Origin of the sequence: Pseudomonas marincola (assembly GCF_900116605.1) — a bacterium.
Taxonomy (GTDB): Bacteria; Pseudomonadota; Gammaproteobacteria; order Pseudomonadales; family Pseudomonadaceae; genus Aquipseudomonas; species Aquipseudomonas marincola.
The window spans coordinates 22,681-45,981 of record NZ_FPBC01000002.1 but is presented as its reverse complement, the minus strand read 5'-3'; the positions used below and the strand labels follow the sequence as shown (position 1 = coordinate 45,981).

The 23,301-nt window shown below is 58.4% G+C and carries 23 protein-coding genes; 15 read left to right on the top strand and 8 right to left on the bottom strand.

The genetic code is table 11. The annotated features are described in order from the left end of the window. Positions 1-7 precede the first annotated feature (7 nt). On the bottom strand, positions 8-238 hold the full coding sequence (locus BM395_RS04775; protein ID WP_069898231.1) for a hypothetical protein: 231 nt from the start codon (positions 236-238) through the stop codon (positions 8-10). A gap of 144 nt (positions 239-382) precedes the next feature. Here BM395_RS04775 and BM395_RS04770 point away from each other — a divergent pair, with 144 nt between their 5' ends. From BM395_RS04770 to BM395_RS04755, 4 genes are all read left to right on the top strand, one after another. Further along, complete coding sequence (locus BM395_RS04770) at positions 383-871, top strand: GreA/GreB family elongation factor (protein WP_090509266.1); 489 nt, start codon at positions 383-385, stop codon at positions 869-871. A gap of 86 nt (positions 872-957) precedes the next feature. Beyond that, entirely contained in the window at positions 958-1,191 is a 234-nt protein-coding gene (locus BM395_RS04765) for a DUF2789 domain-containing protein (protein ID WP_090509264.1), read from the top strand. Positions 1,192-1,298: 107 nt separating this feature from the next. After that, the gene (locus tag BM395_RS04760) at positions 1,299-2,078 is read left to right on the top strand and encodes a DUF2092 domain-containing protein (protein WP_090509262.1); all 780 of its coding nucleotides are present in this window, start codon (positions 1,299-1,301) and stop codon (positions 2,076-2,078) included. Further along, positions 2,075-2,608 (top strand): hypothetical protein, encoded by a 534-nt coding sequence (locus tag BM395_RS04755; RefSeq protein ID WP_090509260.1) that lies wholly within the window; start codon positions 2,075-2,077, stop codon positions 2,606-2,608. Before BM395_RS04760 ends, BM395_RS04755 begins: the two co-directional genes overlap by 4 nt. A gap of 101 nt (positions 2,609-2,709) precedes the next feature. Here the strand turns inward: BM395_RS04755 and BM395_RS04750 are convergent, their stop codons facing one another. The 7 genes from BM395_RS04750 to BM395_RS04720 all read right to left on the bottom strand — a co-directional run bounded on the left by BM395_RS04750 (position 2,710) and on the right by BM395_RS04720 (position 9,387). Continuing rightward, complete coding sequence (locus BM395_RS04750) at positions 2,710-3,216, bottom strand: M48 family metallopeptidase (protein WP_069898236.1); 507 nt, start codon at positions 3,214-3,216, stop codon at positions 2,710-2,712. Between the two features lie 46 nt (positions 3,217-3,262). After that, positions 3,263-4,363, bottom strand: coding sequence for a PQQ-dependent sugar dehydrogenase (locus BM395_RS04745; protein WP_170860552.1), 1,101 nt, complete (start codon positions 4,361-4,363; stop codon positions 3,263-3,265). After that, positions 4,347-4,826 carry a hypothetical protein gene (locus BM395_RS04740; RefSeq protein WP_090509254.1) on the bottom strand — a complete coding sequence of 160 codons (480 nt, stop codon included), beginning with the start codon at positions 4,824-4,826 and terminating at the stop codon, positions 4,347-4,349. Before BM395_RS04740 ends, BM395_RS04745 begins: the two co-directional genes overlap by 17 nt. Positions 4,827-4,972: 146 nt before the next feature. Further along, on the bottom strand, positions 4,973-6,886 hold the full coding sequence (gene speA, locus BM395_RS04735; RefSeq protein WP_090509252.1) for an arginine decarboxylase: 1,914 nt from the start codon (positions 6,884-6,886) through the stop codon (positions 4,973-4,975). 139 nt (positions 6,887-7,025) lie between these two features. After that, positions 7,026-7,397, bottom strand: a complete 372-nt coding sequence (locus BM395_RS04730) for a translation initiation factor Sui1 (RefSeq protein WP_090509249.1) — start codon at positions 7,395-7,397, stop codon at positions 7,026-7,028. 373 nt (positions 7,398-7,770) lie between these two features. Next, entirely contained in the window at positions 7,771-8,310 is a 540-nt protein-coding gene (locus BM395_RS04725; RefSeq protein WP_069898241.1) for an NUDIX hydrolase, read from the bottom strand. 3 nt (positions 8,311-8,313) lie between these two features. Further along, the gene (locus BM395_RS04720; RefSeq protein ID WP_069898555.1) at positions 8,314-9,387 is read right to left on the bottom strand and encodes a DUF2333 family protein; all 1,074 of its coding nucleotides are present in this window, start codon (positions 9,385-9,387) and stop codon (positions 8,314-8,316) included. Between the two features lie 381 nt (positions 9,388-9,768). Here BM395_RS04720 and BM395_RS04715 point away from each other — a divergent pair, with 381 nt between their 5' ends. The 11 genes from BM395_RS04715 (at position 9,769) to purD (ending at position 23,284) form a co-directional block, all read left to right on the top strand. After that, complete coding sequence (locus tag BM395_RS04715) at positions 9,769-11,733, top strand: methyl-accepting chemotaxis protein (RefSeq protein ID WP_090509247.1); 1,965 nt, start codon at positions 9,769-9,771, stop codon at positions 11,731-11,733. 223 nt (positions 11,734-11,956) lie between these two features. Then, positions 11,957-13,738: a protein-disulfide reductase DsbD gene (locus BM395_RS04710; protein WP_090509245.1), complete on the top strand. Its 1,782-nt coding sequence runs from the start codon at positions 11,957-11,959 to the stop codon at positions 13,736-13,738. A 125-nt stretch (positions 13,739-13,863) separates the two neighbouring features. Continuing rightward, positions 13,864-14,313, top strand: coding sequence for a type II 3-dehydroquinate dehydratase (aroQ, locus tag BM395_RS04705; protein ID WP_069898244.1), 450 nt, complete (start codon positions 13,864-13,866; stop codon positions 14,311-14,313). A gap of 21 nt (positions 14,314-14,334) precedes the next feature. Further along, the gene (accB, locus tag BM395_RS04700) at positions 14,335-14,802 is read left to right on the top strand and encodes an acetyl-CoA carboxylase biotin carboxyl carrier protein (RefSeq protein ID WP_090509244.1); all 468 of its coding nucleotides are present in this window, start codon (positions 14,335-14,337) and stop codon (positions 14,800-14,802) included. A gap of 17 nt (positions 14,803-14,819) precedes the next feature. Next, positions 14,820-16,169: an acetyl-CoA carboxylase biotin carboxylase subunit gene (accC, locus tag BM395_RS04695; protein WP_090509242.1), complete on the top strand. Its 1,350-nt coding sequence runs from the start codon at positions 14,820-14,822 to the stop codon at positions 16,167-16,169. A 152-nt stretch (positions 16,170-16,321) separates the two neighbouring features. After that, on the top strand, positions 16,322-17,200 hold the full coding sequence (prmA, locus tag BM395_RS04690) for a 50S ribosomal protein L11 methyltransferase (RefSeq protein WP_090509239.1): 879 nt from the start codon (positions 16,322-16,324) through the stop codon (positions 17,198-17,200). Between the two features lie 67 nt (positions 17,201-17,267). Further along, positions 17,268-18,542 carry a DUF3426 domain-containing protein gene (locus BM395_RS04685; RefSeq protein ID WP_090509237.1) on the top strand — a complete coding sequence of 425 codons (1,275 nt, stop codon included), beginning with the start codon at positions 17,268-17,270 and terminating at the stop codon, positions 18,540-18,542. 179 nt (positions 18,543-18,721) lie between these two features. Continuing rightward, positions 18,722-19,720, top strand: coding sequence for a tRNA dihydrouridine synthase DusB (gene dusB, locus BM395_RS04680; RefSeq protein WP_069898249.1), 999 nt, complete (start codon positions 18,722-18,724; stop codon positions 19,718-19,720). Next, positions 19,717-20,037: a DNA-binding transcriptional regulator Fis gene (gene fis, locus BM395_RS04675; protein WP_069898250.1), complete on the top strand. Its 321-nt coding sequence runs from the start codon at positions 19,717-19,719 to the stop codon at positions 20,035-20,037. Before dusB ends, fis begins: the two co-directional genes overlap by 4 nt. A gap of 71 nt (positions 20,038-20,108) precedes the next feature. Further along, a complete protein-coding gene (gene purH, locus BM395_RS04670) occupies positions 20,109-21,716 on the top strand; it encodes a bifunctional phosphoribosylaminoimidazolecarboxamide formyltransferase/IMP cyclohydrolase (RefSeq protein ID WP_069898251.1) in 1,608 nt (535 codons plus the stop codon). Between the two features lie 278 nt (positions 21,717-21,994). Beyond that, a complete protein-coding gene (gene purD / locus BM395_RS04665) occupies positions 21,995-23,284 on the top strand; it encodes a phosphoribosylamine--glycine ligase (RefSeq protein ID WP_090509236.1) in 1,290 nt (429 codons plus the stop codon). The last annotated feature ends 17 nt before the right edge of the window (positions 23,285-23,301 follow it).

Sequence of the window (23,301 nt, the reverse complement as noted above, 5' to 3'; positions counted from 1 at the left end):
GCTGGGCTCAGGCCTTTTCTGCAGCAGGCAGTTGGTGCCGGCGGCGAATGGTCAGGTCGATTTTCAGGCAGATGCCGGTGAGCAGCAAAAAAGCCACAGCCAGGTTGCCGCGTGTAAATTCGATACCCAATGTGCTGCCGATCCACTGCGCAAACGCATCCGGATTGCTTGCCAGCAAAGCACCGACCGGCACCACCACACACAGAAACATGAATCCAATGGCGCGAAGAAATGACATGGGAACCCTCATTGTTGTTTTCTGCCAGCATGCGATGCCTGGCCTATCAGGCAAACTAGACCTTGGTACAAAGCGCAGACCCACAGCGCAGCGAGTCGCCACACTTTCAGTTAACCTGCGCGCCTGCCCAGTCGATACGAAATCATGACCTTCAACAAGAACACTCTGCAAGACCTGGTAATCAGCCACCTTGGCGCTGAACTGCAACGCGCCGAACAGGCCGCCGTGACTGCGCACGAAACCGCCACGCACGAAGAAAACAAAGCCGAAAACAAGTACGACACCCTCGGCCTGGAGGCGGCGTATCTGGCGAGCGGGCAAGCACGACGGGTGGCCGAAATACGTCAGAACATTCTCACCTGGCGCCAACTGAAACCCCGCGATTTCAGCGATGCACGCGGCGTCGAGCTTGGCTCAATAGTGTGTCTGGCCAATATGGATGACGTGCAGACGCTGCTGTTCATCGGCCCCGATGGCGCCAGCATGAAGTTGCACCATGAAGGCCACAGCGTGCAGGTCATCAGCGCCAATGCGCCGCTGGCCAAGGCCACGCTGGGCAAAGTGCCGGGCACTGAGATCACCATCAATCTTGGCGGCAAGCTGCAGCAGTTCGAGCTGCTGTGGGTGCAATAAATCGGGGGCTTGCCACTGTATCAGGGAACTTGCGCTAGGGTGATAACACCAATATAGGTATTACCCACACCGCAAAGGAATCTCTCATGGACGCGCCCACCCACGATCTCTCCTCCCTGTTCAAACAACTGGGCCTCGATGATGACCCCGCCAGCATTGATGCGTTTGTTAAGGCGCACGCCCCGCTGGCAGACGACACCGAACTGGCCGACGCCAGTTTCTGGAGCGCCGCCCAAGCTGCTTTTTTACGCGAGGAAATCCGCGAAGACGCCGACTGGGCCGAAGTGGTTGACCAACTGAACTTGATGCTGCGCGGCTGAATACGCGCCAGTCGGTGTTTCTGCTGGTTGCAACACAGTGCCATCACGCTGCCTGCACTCCTGGTCTAAGCTGTTAGCGATTACCCATCGCCACAGTTGGAGCTGCTATGAAACACCCTCTACGGACAGGCATCTGCCTGTTTCTGGCGCTACCTGCCTTTGTCTCGCTGGTTCATGCAGCCGAAGACGCCGACACTGAAGGGCCTGCGGTAACCCCGGAGGCCAAAGCTGTATACGATCGCATGAGCGCAACGCTGAAAGGGCTCAAGCAGTACTCGGTCACCGTGCAGTCGAGTCAGGATGAAGTGCTCAACTATGGCTACAAGTTGCAGCACAACGCCAATTCACGACTGGATGTCGAGCCACCCAACCATCTGTTCGCAGAGGTCGGCGGCAGCGTGCCCAAGCGCTATGTGTACGACGGCAAGACCCTGACCCTGATGAACGTTGCGCAAGATTACTATGCGCAAACCCAAGCGCCAGACTCACTCGGCGGTCTGGTCGATGCGTTGATCAACCATGATGTCGAAGTGCCGCTCATGGACTTTCTCAGCCAGAGCTTGCAAGACAGCCTGCTCGATGGCGTCAAGCGTGGCCGCCTGATAGGCACCTCGCAGCTCGACGGCAAAACCTGTGATCACCTGGCATTTCGCGAACCCGATGTCGACTGGCAACTCTGGGTCAGTCAGGGCAAGGAAGCATTGCCCTGCAAGATAGTCATCACCACGCGCTACACCCTTGGCGACCCGCAATATCAAGCCGTCCTGAAGTGGAACACCAGCCCGGGCTTTAAAGCCGATCACTTCACGTTTGTTCCCGGCAAAGACGCCACGCGGATTCCGTTCACCGCAAACAACCTGCCTGCCAGCCAGGAGGAACAGCCATGATTGCGAAAATCCCGTTTAACGCCTACTGCGCCAGTTTGGCGCTGGCAGTGGCTGTCGCGGCAGCGCCGATTGTTGCCGATGCCGGTCGACTGGCCGGGCATGGTGGTGGCGGCGGAGGTGGAGCGCGAGCGCATAGCTCGGTGCATCAGGCACGTTCTGCGAGCCGGCCAAATGTGCAAAGGCAGCGGCCGAATGTTCAACGCCCAAGCAACCCCAAACACTCAAGCCCCTTGATCAACAGCAAGCCGGACAAGAACATCAACATCAGCAATAACAACGTCAATATCAACGGTGGCCACAACAACTGGAATAACGACCACCACGACGACCATTACGATCACCATGATGATCACCACCATCATCATAATGACTGGGATATCGACTATCACCCGATCGCAACGGCGGCGATTGTCACCGGCACGGTGCTGGCCATCGGCTCGATCGTGAACAGCATTCCACCGGACTGCTCGCAGGTTTATCGCAACGGCACCGAGTATTACTACTGCAACAACCAGTACTACCAGCCGTAATGGCAAGGCGACAACGTGGTCTATGTGGTGGTGAATAACCCCTAGCGTGCAAGCGCTGCCTGTCTCTGAGGTTTGGCCGCAGGCTGTATTTCAGAGCAGGCTCAGCCTTGTGACTGGCGCTCAAGCTCCTGCCAAGTGAGGTACAGGCGCAGATCAAACTCGACCTGCTGATAGCCTGGCAGCATGTGCTCGCAGAGTTTGTAGAACGCCTTGTTGTGGTCGGCTTCCTTGAAGTGGGCCAGCTCGTGCACCACGATCATCTGCAAAAACTCCGGCGCAGCATCCTTGAACAAAGAGGCCACACGAATCTCTTTTTTCGCCTTGAGCTTGCCGCCCTGCACCCTTGAAACAGTGGTGTGCAAACCCAGCGCCCGATGAGTGAGATCGAGACGATTGTCGTAGAGGACTTTGTCGATTGCCGGGGCATTGCGCAGATGCGCCTGCTTGAGATCCACGGTAAAGGCGTAAAGCGCCTTGTCGCTCTGAATCCCGTGCTTGCCCGGATAGCGCTGGCTCAGATACGCGCCCAGACGGTCTTCGGCGATCAGGCGGTTAACCTGATCGTGCAAGTGTGCGGGATAACCTTGAAGATACTTGAGCGGTTTCATGCAATTGGCCAGAACGTGAAGCGGCCATTATGCCACGCGCAGGCGCTTATTCGGCCGGCAGGACTTTGAGCACGCGCCCGTCACTGCTGTCCGTCAGCAAATACAGGGCACCATCCGGCCCGCCGCGCACGTCGCGAATACGCTCGTCCAACTCCTCGAACAGCACCTCTTCACCCGCCAGCATCGAACCCTTCATGCGGATTCGTCGCACACTGCGCTCGGCCAGCGTCGAGACAAACAGATCACCACGCCATTGCTCAAACTTCGAACCGTTGTAAACCGTCAGGCTTGAGGGGGCGACTGATGGCGTCCAGTGCAACAAAGGAGGTTCATAGCCAGGCAGCTCGGTGTAGGGCGAGATTTGCGCGCCGTTGTAATCGACGCCAAACGTGGCCAATGGCCAACCGTAATTCTTGCCCGGCTCGAGCATGTTCAGCTCATCGCCACCCTTGGGGCCATGCTCGGTGCTGTACAGCCGGTTCAACTGCGAGTCATAAACGATGCCCTGCACGTTGCGGTGGCCAAGGCTGTAGATCTCGGGCGCGGCATCTGGCTGATTGATCACCGGGTTATTCACCGGAACACTGCCGTCGCGATTGATCCGCACAATTTTGCCGAGGTGATTGGCGGCGTTTTGCGCCTCTTCACGGTAGTCAAAACCATCGCCCAGCGTCAGCAACAGGGTCTTGTCCGGCAGAAACGCGATACGCCCGCCGTAATGCGAAGTCCCGGCCTTGGCTGGCAGCGCCGAGAAAATCACTGTCAGATCTTGCAGCGCGCCATCAACCAGACGCGCACGTGCCAGGCGGGTGTTATTGGCACCTCGATCGCCATAGGCGTAACTCAGGTAAATCTGCTGATTACTGGCAAAGTCCGGGTCCAGCGCGACTTCCATCAAACCGGCCTGGGAGCTGACGAATGCCTCGGGCACCCCGCTTACCGGCGCCTCGCGCAACGTGCCGTCGGCCTCAATGATGCGCAACCGGCCAACGCGCTCGGTAACCAGCATCCTGCCATCAGGCAAGAACGCCATCGACCACGGATGATCCAGCCCTTCGGTGTAGGTACTGACTTTGTAGTCCATTGCCTGCAGCGAGCTGCTGAGCAAAACCGTCGCCAGCAAAAGGCCGCTACGCAGATTTTTCATGAGTAATTCCTTGGCTCGCATGGACTGGGGCACAGCGAAGTTTGTCATACAACAAACCTCCGAGCGCACCGCACAACATTAAACCCAAGGTGCCATCCAGGCTGCGATTGGCACCAATAAACGTAGGCATGGGCAACGCCGCATTGACGGCACAAAGGGCCGTGAAGATTGCCAAAGCGCCTGCCAGGGCAAAAACAAGCCAGTGCAAGGCTGGCAGAAACTTACTCACTAGCGTGGCCAACGGCAATGCCAGAGCAAATCCAAAGGTCACCAGAATGGCAAAGACCGGCGCAAAACCAAGCAGGTCAAGCCCGGTGGTTTGCAGGCGAATATCCAGCGGTACGGGCGCGCCAAGCGCCTCGAGCATGGCCAGGTTGTATTGAGTTTGCAGCACAGCGCCGATCAACGCGACCAGCACCACCGCTATCACGAACGACCAGAGGGTGCGCGAAAGTCCAGACATCTTGAGCGTATCCCTTGGGGTAATACGCTCAATTATGAACCAGGCCCCGCCGCTGAGGGGCAGGGCTTTCGAGGGGGAGTTTTACCCAATATTTCAGGGCCGGTGCGCCGCCTGCCGGATTGCCCGAAACAGACGGCACCGGCGACTCAAGACGAGAGGTAGGATGAGCGTGTCAGGCCCAGACGCAGCGCGTCGAGGAACTGGGTGCGCTCACGTGCGCTGATCTTGGCGCTGGCGACTTTATCGCGGTAGTGAGTCATCAACTCCTCCGGCGACAAGTGCACGTAACGCAGCATGTCTTCGATGGTGTCATGGGTCTCGATACCGGCGTGATACACGCTGCCGTCCTGATTCTGGTAGATATTCACCGAATCGGTATCACCGAACAGGTTGTGCATGTCGCCGAGAATCTCCTGATACGCGCCAACCAGGAATATCCCCAGCAGGTAATCCTCGCCATCGCGCACTTCGTGAACCGGCAAGCTGCTTTCAATGCTCTGCTCATCAACGTACTGGCGAATCTTGCCATCGGAATCGCAGGTCAGGTCTTGCAGCACGGCGCGGCGCAGCGGCTCTTCATCAAGACGATTGAGCGGCAGAATCGGCAAAACCTGGCCAATTGCCCAGGTGTCCGGCAGGCTCTGGAAAACCGAGAAGTTGCAGATGTACTTGTCGGCCAGCTTGTCGTTGAGCTCGTCGAGCACCTGACGATGCGAACGCTGGCGCGCCTTCATCGAGTTGTACAGGCGACGGCACACAGCAAAGTAGCACTGCTCAGCCAGGGCTTTTTCAACCAGACCGATCTTGCCTTCGGCATATTGGCTGGCCACATCACTCATGTAGTGCGTCGCGCGCCAGTAGGTTTCGGTGGCCATCTCGTAATCGGTAGGCGCCAACAGGTCGGCGAGATAACCGACAGTTTCCGGCAGGCTCTCGCGGTCTTCGATTTCCGGGATTTCGTCGTTGTGCTTCTCAACGTCGGTCACCTGAACCACCAGCATGGCGTGGTGTGCAGTCAGCGAGCGGCCACTTTCCGAGAAAATGTTCGGGTGCGGCAGTTCCTGCGCATCGCAGAACTCTTTGAGCATGCCGACGACAACACCGGCGTAGTCGTCCATGTCGTAGTTGATCGAGCTGGCGTTACGCGAGTGTGTACCGTCGTAATCGACGCCCAGACCACCGCCAACGTCGATGTGGTCGACCGGCAGGCCAAGGCCGCGCAGCTCGCCGTAGTAGCGAATCGCTTCCTTGAAGCCATGCTGATAGTCCGCCAGGTTGGCGATCTGCGAACCCATGTGAAAGTGCAGCAAGCGGATGCCCTGATCCAGCTTGGCTTCGCGGAAACGCTCAACCACCGAAAGCAGTTGCGCTGCCGACAAACCAAACTTGGATTTCTCGCCACCCGTATCTGCCCACTTCGACGACGCCAAAGACGACAAACGCACACGCAGGCCGATCTGTGGCGCCACCTTGAGTTCGGCCGCCTCATCAATCACTAGCTGTACTTCGGATTCCTTCTCGATAACGATGAATACGTTATGCCCAAGCTTTTGCCCCATCAGGGCCAGCTTGATGAATTCGCGGTCTTTGTAGCCGTTGCAAACAATCGTGCCGCCTTTCGGCGCCAGCGCCAACACCGCCATCAGCTCAGGCTTGGAACCGGCTTCCAGACCAATCGACACATCCTTGGTGGCGATAATGTTCTCGACGACCGCCTCCTGCTGGTTGACCTTGATCGGGTACAACGCCATGTACTTGCTCTGATATTCGAGGCGCTCAATGTTCGCATCGAATGCGCCGGTCAGTTGGCGCACGCGGTCTTGCAGAATATCCGGGAAACGCACCAGCAACGGCAGGCTCAGGCCGGTCTTGCGCAGCTCCTCGACCTCCTCGAACAGATCAATCGGCGTGCTATCCGGGCCATTCGGACGCACTTCAACGCGGCCGCTGTCATTGATCGCGAAATAACCCGCGCCCCAATGGCGAATACCGTAAACGCTGCGGCTGTCCGCAACTGTCCATTGGCTGCCGTCATCTTTACGTGTGCGTCGTGCAGACATTGATGTCTCCCTTGCTTGCGATAAATAGCGTTGGCTGTGCCAGCGCCGATACAGATTAAAGTCAGGAAATGACGATTACCCGGTAGTTGATACCCGAACTACCGGGAAAGTTTAGAGGCATTAACGGCGAGTACCGGACTCAGCCGCCGGATTTCTTGGCTTTGAAGCCGCGCTTGAGCAATTCATCAAGCAGCAACTGGACGTGGTCGCCCTGAATCTCGATCACGCCATCCTTTAACGAGCCACCGCAGCCACAGCGTTTCTTCAACGCGCTGGCGAGGTCTTTCAATGGATCTTCAGCCAAAGGCACACCGCTGATCGTGGTAACGGTTTTACCGCCACGACCCTTGGTTTCACGGCGCACACGGGCAATGCCGTCGCCTTCTGGAATTTGCGTTTTCTTGCAGATGCAGGCGTCCACCGGCTGGCTACAGTCCGGGCAATGCCGGCCTGTATCGGTGGAATACACCAGGCCGCTCAGGGCGGCGAATGACGAAGCTTTCTTGACCACCGGTTTTCCTCTTGGGGCAGGTCAGAAACGTATTGCTGGTTCGATCAACTGAACGCAACGCCACGTTTGAAAGCGACTGGCTGATAAGTATCAGCCGCGAAGCCCCACTCAGGCAGGGGCAGCGCACCCAAACCAAATGATCTGGGCTGACAGGCCGTTGAAAAGCCAGAAGCTTTTCGACGATCTGTACAAGGGCGCGCAGTGTAACGACAAATAAACCGACTGCTAAGCACAAATATGCGCCATTAATCAGCAAATTCGCGACTGTTTGCGCCCATCGTGCAACATCATGGACAGCGTGTGCGCAGATCCTGCACAAAAGCGTAATTTGCACAGGTGCTGCGCTTATGAGTCGCGCGCAGCAGAGCAAAGGTCACAGTGATTGGGATGCCAGATAATTGCGCAGCGCTTGCAATGAGTCCGGGCAATAGTCGCGCACGGTCGCTTCCCGCAGAGCCTGTTCGGGGCTCATGAAACAGGCTTCCAGAACCTCTTCCGGCTGCAGAACCAACGGCGCATCGGACACAGCGGAGAACACTGCACACCACAGACGGTTGTCGCGTTGATCAAAGTAGAAGCGCTGATGTTCGCGCAACTCGACACCTGAAATACCCAGCTCTTCTTCAAGCTCACGCGCAGCCGACTCGGCGTAGCTTTCGTGCGCCTGCACCATTCCGCCAGCCGCCACATCCCAGAAGCCGGGATACAGCGCCTTGCTCAAGGTGCGCCGGTGCACGCAAAGCTGGCCGGCCGAGTTGAACAGCAGAATAAAGGTGCCACGACCGATCAGCTGACGCTCACGCAATTGCGCGCGGGGCAAACTGCCGAGTAGCTGATCCTGCTCATCCACCCATGCAATCAGCTCGGCATCAGAGGCTGCACGGTGCGCAGCCTCAAGGTTCGATACTGGCATCTATCAGCCCGACGACAGCAGTTGGCGCAGATCGATGATCCCGGCACTGGCGCGCGAAATGTAGTTGGCCATGACCAGCGAGTGGTTAGCCAGCAGACCATAACCGCTGCCGTTGAGAATCATCGGGCTCCACATTGGCTCTTGCGCCGCTTCCAGCTCACGAATGATCTGGCGCACGCTAACCGTGGCGTTCTTCTTCTCCAGCACATCGGCGAAGTCGACTTCAATCGCCCGCAGAATGTGCGAAAGCGCCCACGCCTGACCGCGTGCTTCATAGAACACGTTGTCGATCTGCATCCACGGCGTCTCGTAAGTGCCCTCAACAGTCGGCTTGATGCCGGATGCAACCAGCGCCGGATCCTTGACCATATTGGTATTGATCTGAACCCGCCCGATGCTTGCAGACAAACGCTGTGACAACGAACCCAGACGCGTTGCCGCATCACCCAGCCAGTTGTTCAGGTTGTCGGCGCGCGCATAGAACTGCGCAGCAGGCTGCTTCTGACCGGACAGACGAGCAAGGTAGCGATCCAGCGCCTTGATGCCTTCCTGATACTCCGACTCGGAAGCGGGTAAAGCCCAGCTCTTGTTGTCGAAGTTGAAACGCGGTTCGGCCTTGGTCAAGTCGACATCTTCGGTCGACTGCGACTGGGAACGGGCGAAATCCTTGCGCAGCGCACGCGACAGATCGCGCACCTGAATCAATACACCGTATTCCCAGCTCGGCATGTTATCGAGCCACAGGCCCGGCGGTGCCAAGTCGTTGGAAAGGTAGCCGCCCGGTTTGCTGAGCAGCGTGCCCGCAACCTGTTTAAGGGTTTCCACCGTGGTGTAACCGTTGACGACTTTACGCTGGGCGCTTTCAGCAGCGGCCTGGGCGCGTTGTTGCACCGGGAACGTTTCCGGCTCTTGGCTCCAGTACCAACCGACAATAACGGTTACCAATAAATAGAGTGCGAGCAGCCCACCGATAACACGGGTGAACCAGCCTCCGGCGATTTTACGATTACGTGTACTGCCGACGGACTCGTCGGCGTTGTCACGCACGCCAGAAGCGCGATTTTTCCAATCAAGCATGGCAATGTCCTTCTTCCACAGCATCTGGGTTGTTCGACCACAACCCCGTGCAAGGGTTGCGTAATATTTATCCACTATAAGGGATAGGCGCAGCAAAGCGCAGCCTGCGGGGCAAACTAAAGCCCTTAAGAACGGGCGTGCAGGCAAAAAACTGCGGCGCAATTAGCCCTTATGCCGCGTGAATAGGCCGGCGTCGCTTTCATTCTAGCGACGCAACCTGGATTGCGCAGGACAGCGAAGCCAGGCAGCCAGATTACCCAGCGTAGCCCCGACCTTGCAGAGCGCGCCCGCAGTCACTCTATTGTCATAAAAAAGTAATAACTTCAGGTGCTTAGCGGCAGTATCAAACTGCCATAACCGTTCTGCAGTCGGTTGAATCTCATGCGCCAGAAATCGCTTACCAATCTCAACACCCTGCTGTTAATCAGTGCCTGCCTGATCCTGGTCGCCACGCTATGGTGGTCACAGCGGGCGCTCGAACGCCCCTACCAATTGATAGAAAGCTACATGAGCTTGTCGCAGCAACTGCAACAAGACGTGGTACGCAACATCAACACCTACCTCGACAGCGGCGACGCCTTGCGCAACAACAGCGCATTGCAGGCAATTGATCAGCTTGATGCAGAGCTCGCGGAACTGCCTGCTGGCCTCACCGCAGACTTGCGCCCAAGGCTTGAGCAACTGCGCGGCTTTACCGCTGGCAAATTGCTCGCAGCTGGCAAACTGGCCGGCGATCCGCAAGGGTTGTTGGCGCAATCTGAGCGCGAGTTGAACAGTACGGTGCAGCAACTCTGGCAGTACGCCGATCAATCGCAGAGCAGCCAGGCCAATGCCTATCGCCCGCCCCTGTTTGCAATTGCCGAACATCTGGCGCGCCTGACCCACGCCCGTAACAAGTTGGTGAGCAGCGGCAAAGCGGCGCTGGCCGAGGATGTCAGCCGCGAAGTAAGTGCAATCAATCAGCAGGTCGAACAACTCCAAAGCCTGCAACTGCTCGGTGTCGAATCATCAGCCCAAAGCGCCGAAGATGACTTTTCGGCGTTGCTGGGTCTGGATACCGAGCAAAGCAGCACAACCGCAGAAGATCAGGGAGTCGCCCTCAAGCGCACGCTGGCCAGCTTGATTGGCCGCTACCCCGCTGAGTTACAGCGCACACTGGGCTTGATCGAGCAGCGCAATCAGCTAAGCCAGGCCACAGCTGAACAGATTGCCAGCGTGCAGCAGGCACTGGCCGAGATGGAGCCGATCGTGCGCGCCGAGCACGGCAAGCTGCAGGCCGAAATCCGCTTGGTTCAGGGCGCGGTAATCGCCCTGATCGTGTTGATCGCCCTGATTAGCGACACCTTGCAGCGCCGCCTGACCCGCGTACTCAATCAGTTGGTGCCAGCCCTTTCAGTCTGGGCCAGCGGCAACTTTGCCGAACCGATGAAGCTGGCGACCCGCACCCGCGAACTCAAAGACATCGAAAGCTCGCTCAATCATTTGCGCAGTTACTTAGTAAATCTGGTCGACACCATCCGCCAGCACGCGGACCAAGTGTCGGGCGCCAGCCAGACGCTGGCCAATCTCAGCGGCAACCTGCATTCAGGGGTGGAGCGCCAGGCCGGCGACACTGCGCAGATCCGCGACTCGCTGGGCGAACTTGAGTCGAGCATCCAGCAGGTGGCCAGCGAGGCCAGCCAGGCGGCAGACGCCAGCCGTGGCGCCGATCAGGCACTGGAACAGGGGCAACAGGTTATCGGCCAGAGCCTGAACGGTCTGCATGCGTTGGTCAGTGAAGTACAAGAGAACGCTCAGGCAATTGAACAACTGGGAACGGAAACCGCAGCCATCGGCAACGTGCTGACGGTTATCCACAGCATCGCCGAACAAACCAACCTGCTGGCCTTGAACGCCGCGATCGAAGCTGCACGCGCCGGCGAGTCCGGGCGCGGTTTTGCGGTTGTCGCCGAAGAAGTGCGCTCATTGTCGCAGCGCACCAGTGGCGCCACGACAGAAATTCAGGCGCTGATCAGCCGTTTGCAGCAAGCCGCGCAGGATTCGGTAACAGCCATGCGCCGGCAGGTCGAGCACGCGCAAACCACGGCTGATCAGGCGGCCGCCGCCGATGGCGCGTTGCAGCAGATGGTCAGCGCGATCAGCACCATTGCCGCGATTGCCGGACGCATTGCCGAGGCAACCGCGCATCAGAGTGACGCGGTTAGCGAGATTCGCGACCACAGCGAGCGCATCCATCAGCTGGGCGGCAACAATCTGTCACGCATTGGCGAAGGTCGCCAACAAGGCGAGCAATTGCTGCAACTCGGCGGCGAATTGAGCACCGCAGTGAAGGCGTTCCGGCTCTAGCACGGGCCTTGCGATGCAACTAAGGCCAGGCCGTGCGGTCATAAGCGCTCGACCGGGCTTATACAGGGCGGGCGTGGACACTTTGCCAAGCGCGTCCAAGGCTGTATTTTGGCGTTTGCTGGCGGTCCATTCATCGCTGTGAAAAAACCGCTTACAGCCTTAACTGTGCTCCAGCCATAGATGCTCCGCTATCATGCGGGGACTCCTGCATCTCGAGACCCCAATGCGCCGTATACTCAGCTTGCTTTTGCTACTCGTCATTCTGCCGGTCAATGCCGGCCTGCTGGATAATCGCCCCAGCGGTAACCTTCTTGGCGGCGCGCTGAATAACAGTGCCGAATTTCTGCCGGTTCACCAAGCCTTTCAGCTCAATCTGATCAGCAGCAGCGCCGACTCGATCAAGCTGCAATTCGTCGCCACCGATGGCTACTACCTCTACAAACACCGCTTCAAGTTCAGCAGTGAACCCGCGGATATCGGCCTGGGCGAGGCCAAACTGCCGGCAGGCGAGCAGAAAACCGATGAGTATTTTGGCGAGGTCGAGGTTTACCACGGCACTCTCGATGTCGAAATCCCGGTAAATAACCCGCAAAACCGCCCATTTACGCTCAACGTCACCTACCAAGGCTGCGCTGACAAAGGCCTTTGCTACCCGCCGGAAACCGAGCAACTGAATATCGGCCAGGGCAAGCCAGCCGGTGCAGCTTCTGCAAGCAACGGCAGCAGCGAAGCCAACTGGAGCTGGAGCGATCTGGCGCTGTTCTTCCTCGCAGGCCTGGGGCTGACCTTTACCCCGTGCGTGCTGCCAATGCTGCCGATTTTGTCCGGCGTAGTGCTTCGCGGTCGCCCGAGCAATCGTCGCGGTTTGGTTTTGTCGCTCGCCTACGTATTACCGATGGCTGCTTGCTACGCCGCACTCGGCGCGCTGATGGGCCTGTTCGGCGCCAGCCTCAACCTGCAAGCCATGCTGCAATCGCCCTGGGTATTGATCCCGTTCGCACTGTTCTTCAGCCTGTTTGCGCTGGCCATGTTCGGCTTGTTTGAACTGCGCCTGCCGCGTTTTATCAGTGAGCGACTCGACCGCAAAGCAGCACAGACCCAGGGCGGCTCGATTGCCGGCGCGGCGACGCTGGGCGTGCTTTCCAGCCTGATCGTCTCACCCTGCGTCACCGCCCCGCTTACCGGCCTGCTGCTGTATATAAGCAGCACCGGCGATGCGCTGGGCGGCGGCCTGCAGTTGTTCGCCCTCGGTTTGGGCATGGGCGCACCACTGGTGCTTATCGGTGCAGGTGGCGGCGCTTTGCTGCCCAAGACCGGCGCCTGGATGAATGCTGTGCGCAATCTGTTCGGCGTCATGCTGCTGGCCGTTTCGCTGTGGCTGCTTGACCGGATTCTTCCGGAATCACTGACCCTGGCGCTGTGGGGCTTACTCGCCGCTGGTTGCGCCCTGTTTCTCGGCGCGCTTGAGTTTGGTCCCAAGAGCAGCCGCCAGAAGTTTGCCCAACTGCTCGGCTTGGCATTACTGGTTTACGCATTCACTGCCTGGACCGGCGCCCTGCAAGGCCAGACCGACCCCATGCGTCCATTAGGCAGAATGCAGGCACAAGGCGTCGCGGCAACAGGAGCGAGCCAACACAGCGGCTGGCAGACCATTACCACTGGCGCCGAATTGACCGCCGCGCTGGCCAACGCCAAGCAGAGCGGCCAGCCGTTGATGCTCGACTGGTATGCCGACTGGTGCATCAGTTGCAAAGTAATCGAGCGCGAAGTGCTGACCGATCCAACGGTGGGTGCTCAGCTGAAAGATTACCAACTGGTGCGCTTCGATATGACCGACAGCAATCCGGCGCAGCGCGCACTGCTCGACAGCTACAAACTGTTCGGCCCTCCGGCCATCCTGCTCTTCGACAAACAGGGCGCTGAAATCAGAGATTTGCGCGTAGTGGGCGAGATCGATGCTGAAACCTTTGCCGCCCGTCTGACTCAGGCGCGGGAACGATTTTAGTGCTTATAGTCATATAATTGCCGCAAATAGCCGTCATCGTGTCGGCTATTGCAGAGAACTGGACAGTCACGCGTTGACTCCGGCATAGTCGCACCGTCGCAATAAAAACAAGGACCACATTTTTCATGGCCACCCTTCTGGTCCTCAACGGACCTAACCTGAATTTGCTGGGCACACGCGAGCCTGGCGTCTATGGCGCTACCACGCTTGAGCAGATCAACCTCGATCTGGAGCGCCGCGCGCGTGATGCCGGCCATCATCTGATGTATCTGCAAAGCAATGCAGAATACGAGTTGATCGAGCGTATTCACGCCGCAAAGGGCGAAGGTGTCGACTTTATCCTGATAAATCCCGCCGCTTTTACACATACAAGCGTCGCTATACGTGACGCATTGCTGGCGGTGAGCATCCCATTCATCGAAGTGCATTTATCTAACGTGCACAAACGTGAACCTTTTCGCCATCACTCCTACTTTTCCGATGTTGCGGTAGGTGTGATCTGCGGCCTTGGCGCCAGTGGTTACCGACTGGCCCTGGAGGCGGCACTTGAACAACTTGAACTTGAACGACCCTGACCCAACTGGGAGTTGAAAGCTATGGATATCCGTAAAGTCAAAAAACTGATCGAGCTGCTGGAAGAGTCTGGCATCGACGAGCTGGAAATTCGTGAAGGCGAAGAATCGGTTCGCATCAGCCGCAGCAGCAAACAACCTGCTTACGCTCAGCCGATGTACGCTCAAGCGCCTGCACCGGCTCCAGCACCTGCCGCTGCTGCTCCTGCTGCTGCCGCACCTGCAGCCGACGCAGCACCCGCTGCACCGAAGCTGAACGGCACCGTTGTTCGCTCGCCGATGGTCGGTACCTTCTACCGCGCCTCTTCGCCGACTTCCGGCAACTTCGTTGAAGTTGGCCAGACCGTGAAGAAAGGCGACATTCTGTGCATCGTTGAAGCGATGAAAATGATGAACCACATCGAAGCTGAAACCAGCGGTGTGATTGAATCCATTCTTGGAGAGAACGGCCAGCCGGTTGAATACGACCAGCCCCTGTTCACCATCGTTTGATCAACGGGGAGCCAGCGATGTTGGAAAAAGTTCTGATCGCCAACCGCGGCGAAATCGCTCTTCGCGTGTTGCGTGCCTGCAAGGAACTGGGCATCAAGACCGTCGCCGTGCACTCCACGGCAGACCGCGAATTGATGCACCTGGGCCTGGCGGACGAATCCGTATGTATCGGCCCTGCCGCCGGTACCCAGTCTTACCTGAACATTCCGGCGATCATCAGCGCAGCTGAAGTAACCGGCGCCACCGCCATTCACCCGGGTTACGGTTTCCTTGCGGAAAACGCCGACTTTGCTGAACAAGTGGAAAACTCAGGCTTCGCCTTCATCGGCCCGCGCGCCGAAACCATCCGCCTGATGGGCGACAAGGTTTCTGCCAAGGAAGCCATGATCAAAGCTGGCGTGCCAGTGGTGCCAGGCTCCGACGGCCCATTGCCGGAAGACGAAGAAACCGCATTGGCGATTGCCCGCGAAGTGGGTTATCCGGTGATCATCAAAGCCGCTGGCGGCGGCGGTGGTCGCGGCATGCGCGTGGTTTATGACGAAGAAGACCTGATCAAGTCGGCCCGCCTGACTCGCAGCGAAGCGGGTTCAGTGTTCGGCAACCCGATGGTTTACCTCGAAAAATTCCTCGGCAACCCGCGCCACGTTGAAGTTCAGGTGCTGTCGGACGGCCAGGGCAACGCGATTCACCTCGGTGACCGTGACTGCTCGCTGCAACGCCGCCACCAGAAAGTTCTGGAAGAAGCGCCAGCGCCGTACCTCAACGAAAAGGCCCGCGCTGAAGTTCTCAAGCGCTGCGTCGATGCCTGCATCGAGATCGGCTACCGCGGTGCCGGTACGTTCGAGTTCCTCTATGAAAATGACAGCTTCTATTTCATCGAGATGAACACCCGCGTACAGGTAGAGCACCCGGTAACTGAAATGGTGACCGGCGTCGATATCGTCAAGGAAATGCTCAGCATCGCCGCTGGCAACAAGCTGTCGATCAAACAGGAAGATGTGGTTATCCGCGGGCACGCCCTCGAATGCCGGATCAACGCTGAAGATCCAGACAACTTCATGCCATGCCCGGGCAAAGTGAAAACTTTCCACGCGCCAGGCGGTTTCGGCGTTCGCGTCGACTCGCACCTGTACAGCGGCTACACCGTGCCACCGCACTACGATTCGTTGATCGGCAAGCTGATCACCTACGGCGAAACCCGCGACGAAGCACTGGCGCGCATGCGCAACGCGCTGGACGAGATCGTGGTTGACGGCATCAAGACCAACGTTCCGCTGCACCGCATGCTGGTCCGTGACAAGGGCTTCTGCAAAGGTGGTATCAATATCCATTATCTGGAAAAGAAACTGGGTATGGATAAGCACTAATACAGTGCCTGCACGTCAACAAGGGCTACCATTTTGGTGGCCCTTGTTGTTTCTGGCATCAGCCAAACTGGCCAACGCTGGCAGCCGCAACGCCGCTCAAGTAAGCTTGCCGGCTATTCACGCCTAACCGCCCTTCGCTTTCGAGGTATCCCATGCCCTGGTTACAAGTCCGTCTCGCCATTACTCCGGAACAGGCCGAGACCTATGAGGATGCCTTGCTTGAGATCGGCGCGGTTTCGGTGACGTTCATGGACGCCGAAGACCAGCCGATCTTCGAGCCGGAGCTGAACACCACGCCGCTGTGGTCGCACACTCATCTGCTCGCCTTGTTCGAAGCCGATACCGACGCAACTGCGCTGATGCCTCACCTGCAATTGCTCACCGGCGCCGAATTACCCGAGCACCATATCGAGCGCATTGAAGATCAGGACTGGGAACGTAGCTGGATGGAGAACTTCCAGCCGATGCGCTTCGGCAAGCGCCTGTGGATTGTGCCGAGCTGGCACGCCGCTCCCGAGCCGGACGCCGTCAACCTGTTACTCGATCCGGGCCTGGCATTTGGCACCGGCACCCACCCGACGACCGATCTGTGCCTGCAATGGCTCGACGGCCAGCCACTGGAAAACTGCTCGGTACTCGACTTCGGTTGCGGCTCGGGCATTCTGGCGATTGCCGCCCTCTTGCTTGGCGCCCCTAACGCCGTGGGCACCGACATCGACCCGCAAGCGCTTGAAGCGTCACGCGACAACGCCGGTCGCAACGGCATCGACCCGCAACGCTTCCCGGTTTACTTGCCGGCAGATCTGCCACAAGTACAGGCAGACGTTGTAGTCGCCAACATTCTGGCCGGTCCGCTGGTTGCACTGGCGCCGCAAATCACCAGCCTGGTCAAGCCCGGCGGCCGTCTGGCGCTGTCCGGTATTCTTGCCGAACAGGCTGAAGATGTACGCGCCGCATACGCTGATAATTTTGACCTGGACCCAACCGCGACGCTCGACGGCTGGGTGCGCATCAGCGGCGTTCACCGCTAATTATGGAGACCTGCAGGACGCAGGTTTCTTGCGTTAGACTAATTGCTTCGATTCACCGGACAGTCGCATGACCGAAAGTTTCGTCACCCAGTGCCCGCACTGCAGTACCCGCTTCAAGGTTACCGCGCCTCAGCTTCGTGCTGCGCGCGGCGCCGTGCGTTGCGGCTCTTGCCTGCAGGTATTCAATGCCGCCCAGCAGCTTCAGGAACAAGGCCTCTACACTCCCGAGCCGGTGCAACCGACGCCTGCACTGAAGCCTGAACCCAAACCTGCGGCTGAGCCGAGCGCGCCAGTAACGCGGCCAAGCGATGACACCCTGTGGATTCATGACGACCTCGACCTGGATCTCGATCACCTGGACCTGGACCAGGAACTGGCGCGTCTGGAGCAACAACAAAGCGAGGAAAGTGCCGCCAGCAAGCAACCGGCCGCACAGGTGCTACTCCCCGAGATAGAACCCAGCGAATACGAAAAAGCCGATGAAAGCTGGGCAGAGGAATTACTCAAGGCCGAACAGGCTGCAAGCGAGCGTGCCGCGCAACAGGCGCGTGCGAGCGATGACGACAAAGAGCTGCGCCGCCCACAAGGCCCGATTCAGCCACTGACCCTGATCGAGCGTAAAGAGCCCAGACTCACCGCCGACGAGGCGTTATACGACACCAAGGCGGAACCCGAAGAGGAGCCAGAAGAAGACTTCGGGATCAATGCCAGCCGCCACGACGACAACGATGACGGCCAGCTGCTGCAAGGTTTCAGCGCCACCCATAAAGGCGGCAAGCTAAACCCGCAACTGGATGACAAGCGCCTGGTCGAGTTGGATGACGAGCCACTCAGCCTCGACTATGAGCCCGTTAAAAAGGGCGGCGGCATGCGCGTGCTCTGGACGTTGCTGGCACTGATAGCCGCACTCGCGCTGGCGGGCCAGTATGTGGCTTATCACTTTGAGGAGCTGGCCAGACAGGACCGTTATCGTCCCTGGTTTGAACAGGCATGCCCGATCGTCGGCTGCACTCTGCCGAGCAAGGTTGATATCAGTCAGATCAAAAGCAGCAATCTGGTGGTGCGCAGCCACCCGGATTTCAGCGGCGCGTTGGTGGTCGATGCGATCATTTACAACCGTGCGCCGTTCAGCCAGCCCTTCCCCCTGCTGGAGATGCGCTTTGCCGACATCAACGGCAAATTACTCGCCAGCCGTCGTTTCAAGCCCAGTGAATACCTGGCCGGAGAGCTTGCCGGGCAAACTGAAATGCCTTCGCAAATCCCCATCCATATTGCTCTGGACATCCTTGATCCGGGGACCAAGGCCGTCAACTACAGCCTGAGTTTTCACTCGCCGGAGTAGTTGCCTGGTGCCCGACAGAGAATCGTCGGGCACAACCAAACCCACGGGAATAAGAACACCACTGTTCAGATTTTGTTCAAAACAGCCTTTATCCGGTCATCCAGAGCGGGTATGATTCCCACCCTTTTTCGCAGTCTCCTATTGGTCTCAACAGCTTGTCTCTTGAGCAGGGAAGCCCTATGTCGACGCTACGCATCGGCCCATACACATTGCCTAACCGGCTGATCCTCGCGCCTATGGCCGGAGTCACCGACAGGCCATTTCGCCAACTCTGCCAGCGCATGGGTGCCGGTATGGTGGTATCCGAAATGGTCACGAGCGATGTGCGGTTGTGGAATACCCGCAAATCAAGCCTACGCTTGATTCACCAAGGTGATCCCGAACCGCGCTCCGTGCAGATAGCCGGAGGCGATGCGCAGATGATGGCTGAAGCGGCTAAGCGCAACGTCGAATTGGGCGCCCAGATCATCGATATTAATATGGGCTGCCCGGCCAAGAAGGTCTGTAACAAGGCCGCAGGCTCGGCGTTACTGAAAGATGAAGCACTGGTCAGTGAGATATTGCAGGCGGTAGTGGACGCGGTCGATGTACCGGTCACCCTGAAGATTCGCACTGGCTGGGACAGACAGAACAAGAATGGCGTAACAGTGGCAAAGATTGCGGAGCAATCCGGAATTGTTGCACTCGCCGTACATGGCCGCACACGTGCGGACTTGTACACCGGCGATGCCGAATACGAAACGATCGCTGCGATCAAACAAGCAGTGTCGATTCCGGTGCTGGCCAATGGCGATATTACTTCGCCAGAGAAGGCCGCCGAGGTATTCGCAGCCACAGGCGTTGATGGATTACTGATAGGCCGGGCGGCACAAGGTCGCCCTTGGATCTTCCGTGAAATCGAGCACTACTTGCGCACCGGTGAAAAGCTCGCCGCGCCAAGCTTGATGGAAGTTGAAAGTATTTTGCTGGAGCACCTGGCAGCACTTCATGCCTTTTACGGTGAAGTGATGGGTGCGCGTATTGCCCGTAAGCATGTCGGGTGGTACATGGCAACCTTGCCACGGGCCAAGGAGTTTCGTGCCCAGTTTAATCGTCTGGATTGTACGGACGCACAGTGCGCCAGCATTCGCGAATTTTTCCGCGAACGTTATAACGATGGAGATGGGGTGGCTGCATGACGATGTTGACCGAGACTTTAGGAAGTGGAATTACACCCGTGAGTGACAGCACCAGTTTGAAGCAGCACCTCAACACGCCGAGCGAAGAAGGGCAAACCCTGCGCGGCAGTGTCGAAAAAGCCCTGCACAATTATTTCGCCCACCTTGAGGGCGCCGATGTCACCGATGTTTACAACCTGGTACTCACCGAGGTGGAAGCCCCGTTGCTGGAGACCGTGATGAACTACGTCAAAGGTAACCAGACCAAAGCCTCCGAGCTGCTTGGCCTGAACCGTGGCACGCTGCGCAAGAAGCTCAAGCAGTACGATTTGTTGTAACCCCCTCTTCTCAAAAAGGGCGACCTAAACAGTCGCCTTTTTGTTTTTTCCCTGCTCTGATGGACTCTGAAATGACCGACCAGACCACCCGCCTTCCAGTACGCCGCGCCTTGATCAGCGTTTCCGACAAGACCGGCATTCTTGAATTTGCCCGCGAGCTTGTTGCCCTCAACGTGGAAATCCTCTCCACGGGCGGCACCTACAAGCTGCTCAAGGACAACGGCATCGCAGCAGTTGAAGTTGCTGATTACACCGGCTTCCCGGAAATGATGGACGGCCGCGTCAAGACCCTGCATCCGAAGATTCACGGTGGCATTCTGGGCCGTCGCGCAATCGACGGCGCGGTCATGGACGAGCACGGCATCAAGCCGATCGATCTGGTTGCGGTCAACCTGTATCCGTTTGAAGCCACCGTCGCCAAGCCGAACTGCGACCTTGCAGACGCCATCGAGAACATCGATATCGGCGGCCCGACCATGGTTCGCAGCGCCGCCAAGAACCACAAAGACGTGGCGATTGTGGTCAACACCAGCGACTACGCCAGCGTCGTCGAAAACCTCAAAGCCGGCGGCCTGAGCTACGCCCAGCGCTTCGACCTGGCCCTTAAGGCATTCGAGCACACCGCTGCCTACGACGGCATGATCGCCAACTACCTGGGCACCATTGATCAGGCCGCTGAAACCCTCAGCACCGAAGCCCGCGGCGACTTCCCGCGCACCTTCAACAGCCAGTTCATCAAGACCCAGGAAATGCGTTACGGCGAGAACCCGCACCAGAAAGCGGCGTTCTACGTTGAAGCCAAGAAGGGCGAAGCCAGCATCGCCAGCGCCGTGCAGTTGCAGGGCAAAGAACTGTCTTACAACAACGTGGCCGACACCGACGCGGCACTTGAGTGCGTGAAAAGCTTCGTCAAGCCGGCCTGCGTTATCGTCAAGCACGCCAACCCATGCGGCGTTGCCGTGGTACCGGAAGACGAAGGCGGCATCCGCAAAGCCTACGATCTGGCCTACGCCACCGACACCGAATCGGCCTTTGGCGGCATCATCGCCTTCAACCGTGAGCTGGACGGCGAAACAGCCCAAGCCATAGTTGATCGCCAGTTTGTGGAAGTCATCATCGCCCCGCGCATCAGCGCTGCAGCCCGTGAAGTAGTGGCTGCCAAAGCCAACGTGCGTCTGCTCGAGTGCGGCGAATGGCCAGCCGAGCGTGCTGCCGGTTGGGACTTCAAGCGCGTTAACGGCGGCTTGCTGGTACAGAGCCGCGACATCGGCATGATCACCGCCGACGACCTGAAAATCGTCACCCAGCGTGCGCCGAGCGAGCAAGAAATTCACGACCTGATCTTCGCCTGGAAAGTCGCCAAGTTCGTTAAGTCCAACGCCATTGTCTACGCCAAGAACCGTCAGACCGTAGGTGTTGGCGCCGGCCAGATGAGCCGCGTCAACTCCGCCCGCATTGCCGGTATCAAAGCCGAGCACGCTGGCTTGCCAGTACCGGGCGCCGTGATGGCCAGCGACGCGTTCTTCCCGTTCCGCGATGGTATCGACAACGCAGCCAAGGCCGGGATTACTGCGGTCATCCAGCCAGGCGGCTCGATGCGCGACAACGAAGTGATTGCTGCAGCTGACGAAGCCGGCATTGCCATGGTCTTTACCGGCATGCGCCATTTCCGTCACTGAGGCCGGTCGCGCTGAAGTGAGCGTCTGCGGCGTTGCGGACAGTTTCGATAATGCTCATTGCCACTCGGCAACTGCGCTTCTCGAAACAGCCCGCGCCTTGCAGCCACTCGCTTGATCGCAACCTTGATGATGTTGAATGTGAGGGTTGAAGCTCCGCAGGGTGGGTGACGCTTCTGTCATCCACCGAAAGCTGCAGCCAACTTGAAGTTTCTTAGTGTGGATAACGCTTTGTTTATCCGCCATTCGGGCCAAAGGCCCGCCTCCTTGAGGAGACTGACATGAACGTATTGATTATCGGCAGCGGCGGTCGTGAACACGCGCTGGCCTGGAAAGTGGCGCAAGACGCGCGCGTAGAAAAAGTTTTCGTCGCGCCGGGCAACGCCGGTACCGCGACCGAAGCCAAGTGCGAGAACGTGGCGATTGATGTATTGGCGCTGGAGCAACTGGCCGACTTCGCCGAGAAGAACGTGCAGATGACCATCGTTGGCCCGGAAGCGCCGCTGGTGGCGGGCGTGGTTGACCTGTTCAACAAGCGCGGCCTGCACTGCTTCGGTCCGACCGCGGGCGCTGCTCAGCTTGAAGGTTCGAAAGCCTTCACCAAGGATTTCCTGGCCCGTCACAAGATCCCGACGGCGGACTACCAGAACTTCACCGAGGTTGAGCCGGCACTGGCCTACCTGCGCGAAAAAGGCGCGCCTATCGTCATCAAGGCCGACGGCCTGGCGGCAGGCAAAGGCGTTATCGTCGCCATGACTCTGACTGAAGCTGAAGATGCCGTGCGCGACATGCTCGCGGGCAACGCTTTCGGTGACGCCGGTTCACGCGTGGTTATCGAGGAATTTCTCGATGGCGAAGAAGCCAGCTTCATCGTCATGGTCGACGGCAAGAACGTATTGCCGATGGCCACCAGCCAGGACCACAAGCGTGTTGGCGACAAGGACACTGGCCCGAATACCGGCGGCATGGGCGCTTACTCGCCGGCTCCGGTTGTGACCGACGCCGTGCACCAGCGCGTGATGGACGAGGTGATCTGGCCGACCGTTAACGGTATGGCTGAAGAAGGCAATGTCTACACCGGCTTCCTGTATGCCGGCCTGATGATCGACAAGTCCGGCAAGCCCAAGGTGATTGAGTTCAACTGCCGCTTCGGTGACCCGGAAACTCAACCGATCATGGTCCGCCTGCAATCAAGCCTGCTGTTGCTGCTCGAAGCGGCTCAAGCGCAAGCGCTGAACATTGTCGAAGCACAATGGGACCCGCGCCCGAGCCTGGGCGTTGTCATGGCAGCCGGCGGTTATCCGGCGGATTACGCCAAGGGTGATGAAATCAACGGCCTTGATGCCGCGAGCCAGGCGCCAGGCAAGGTTTTTCACGCCGGCACCACGCTCAAAGACGGCAAGGTTGTGACATCCGGTGGTCGCGTACTGTGCGCAACCGCGATGGGCGACACCGTTCTGGATGCTCAGCAAAACGCTTATGCGCTGGCCCGCAAGGTTGACTGGAACGGCTGCTTCTACCGCAACGATATCGGTTACCGTGCAATTGCCCGCGAGCAAGGCGACAACTAAGCTGGATTTGCGCCGGG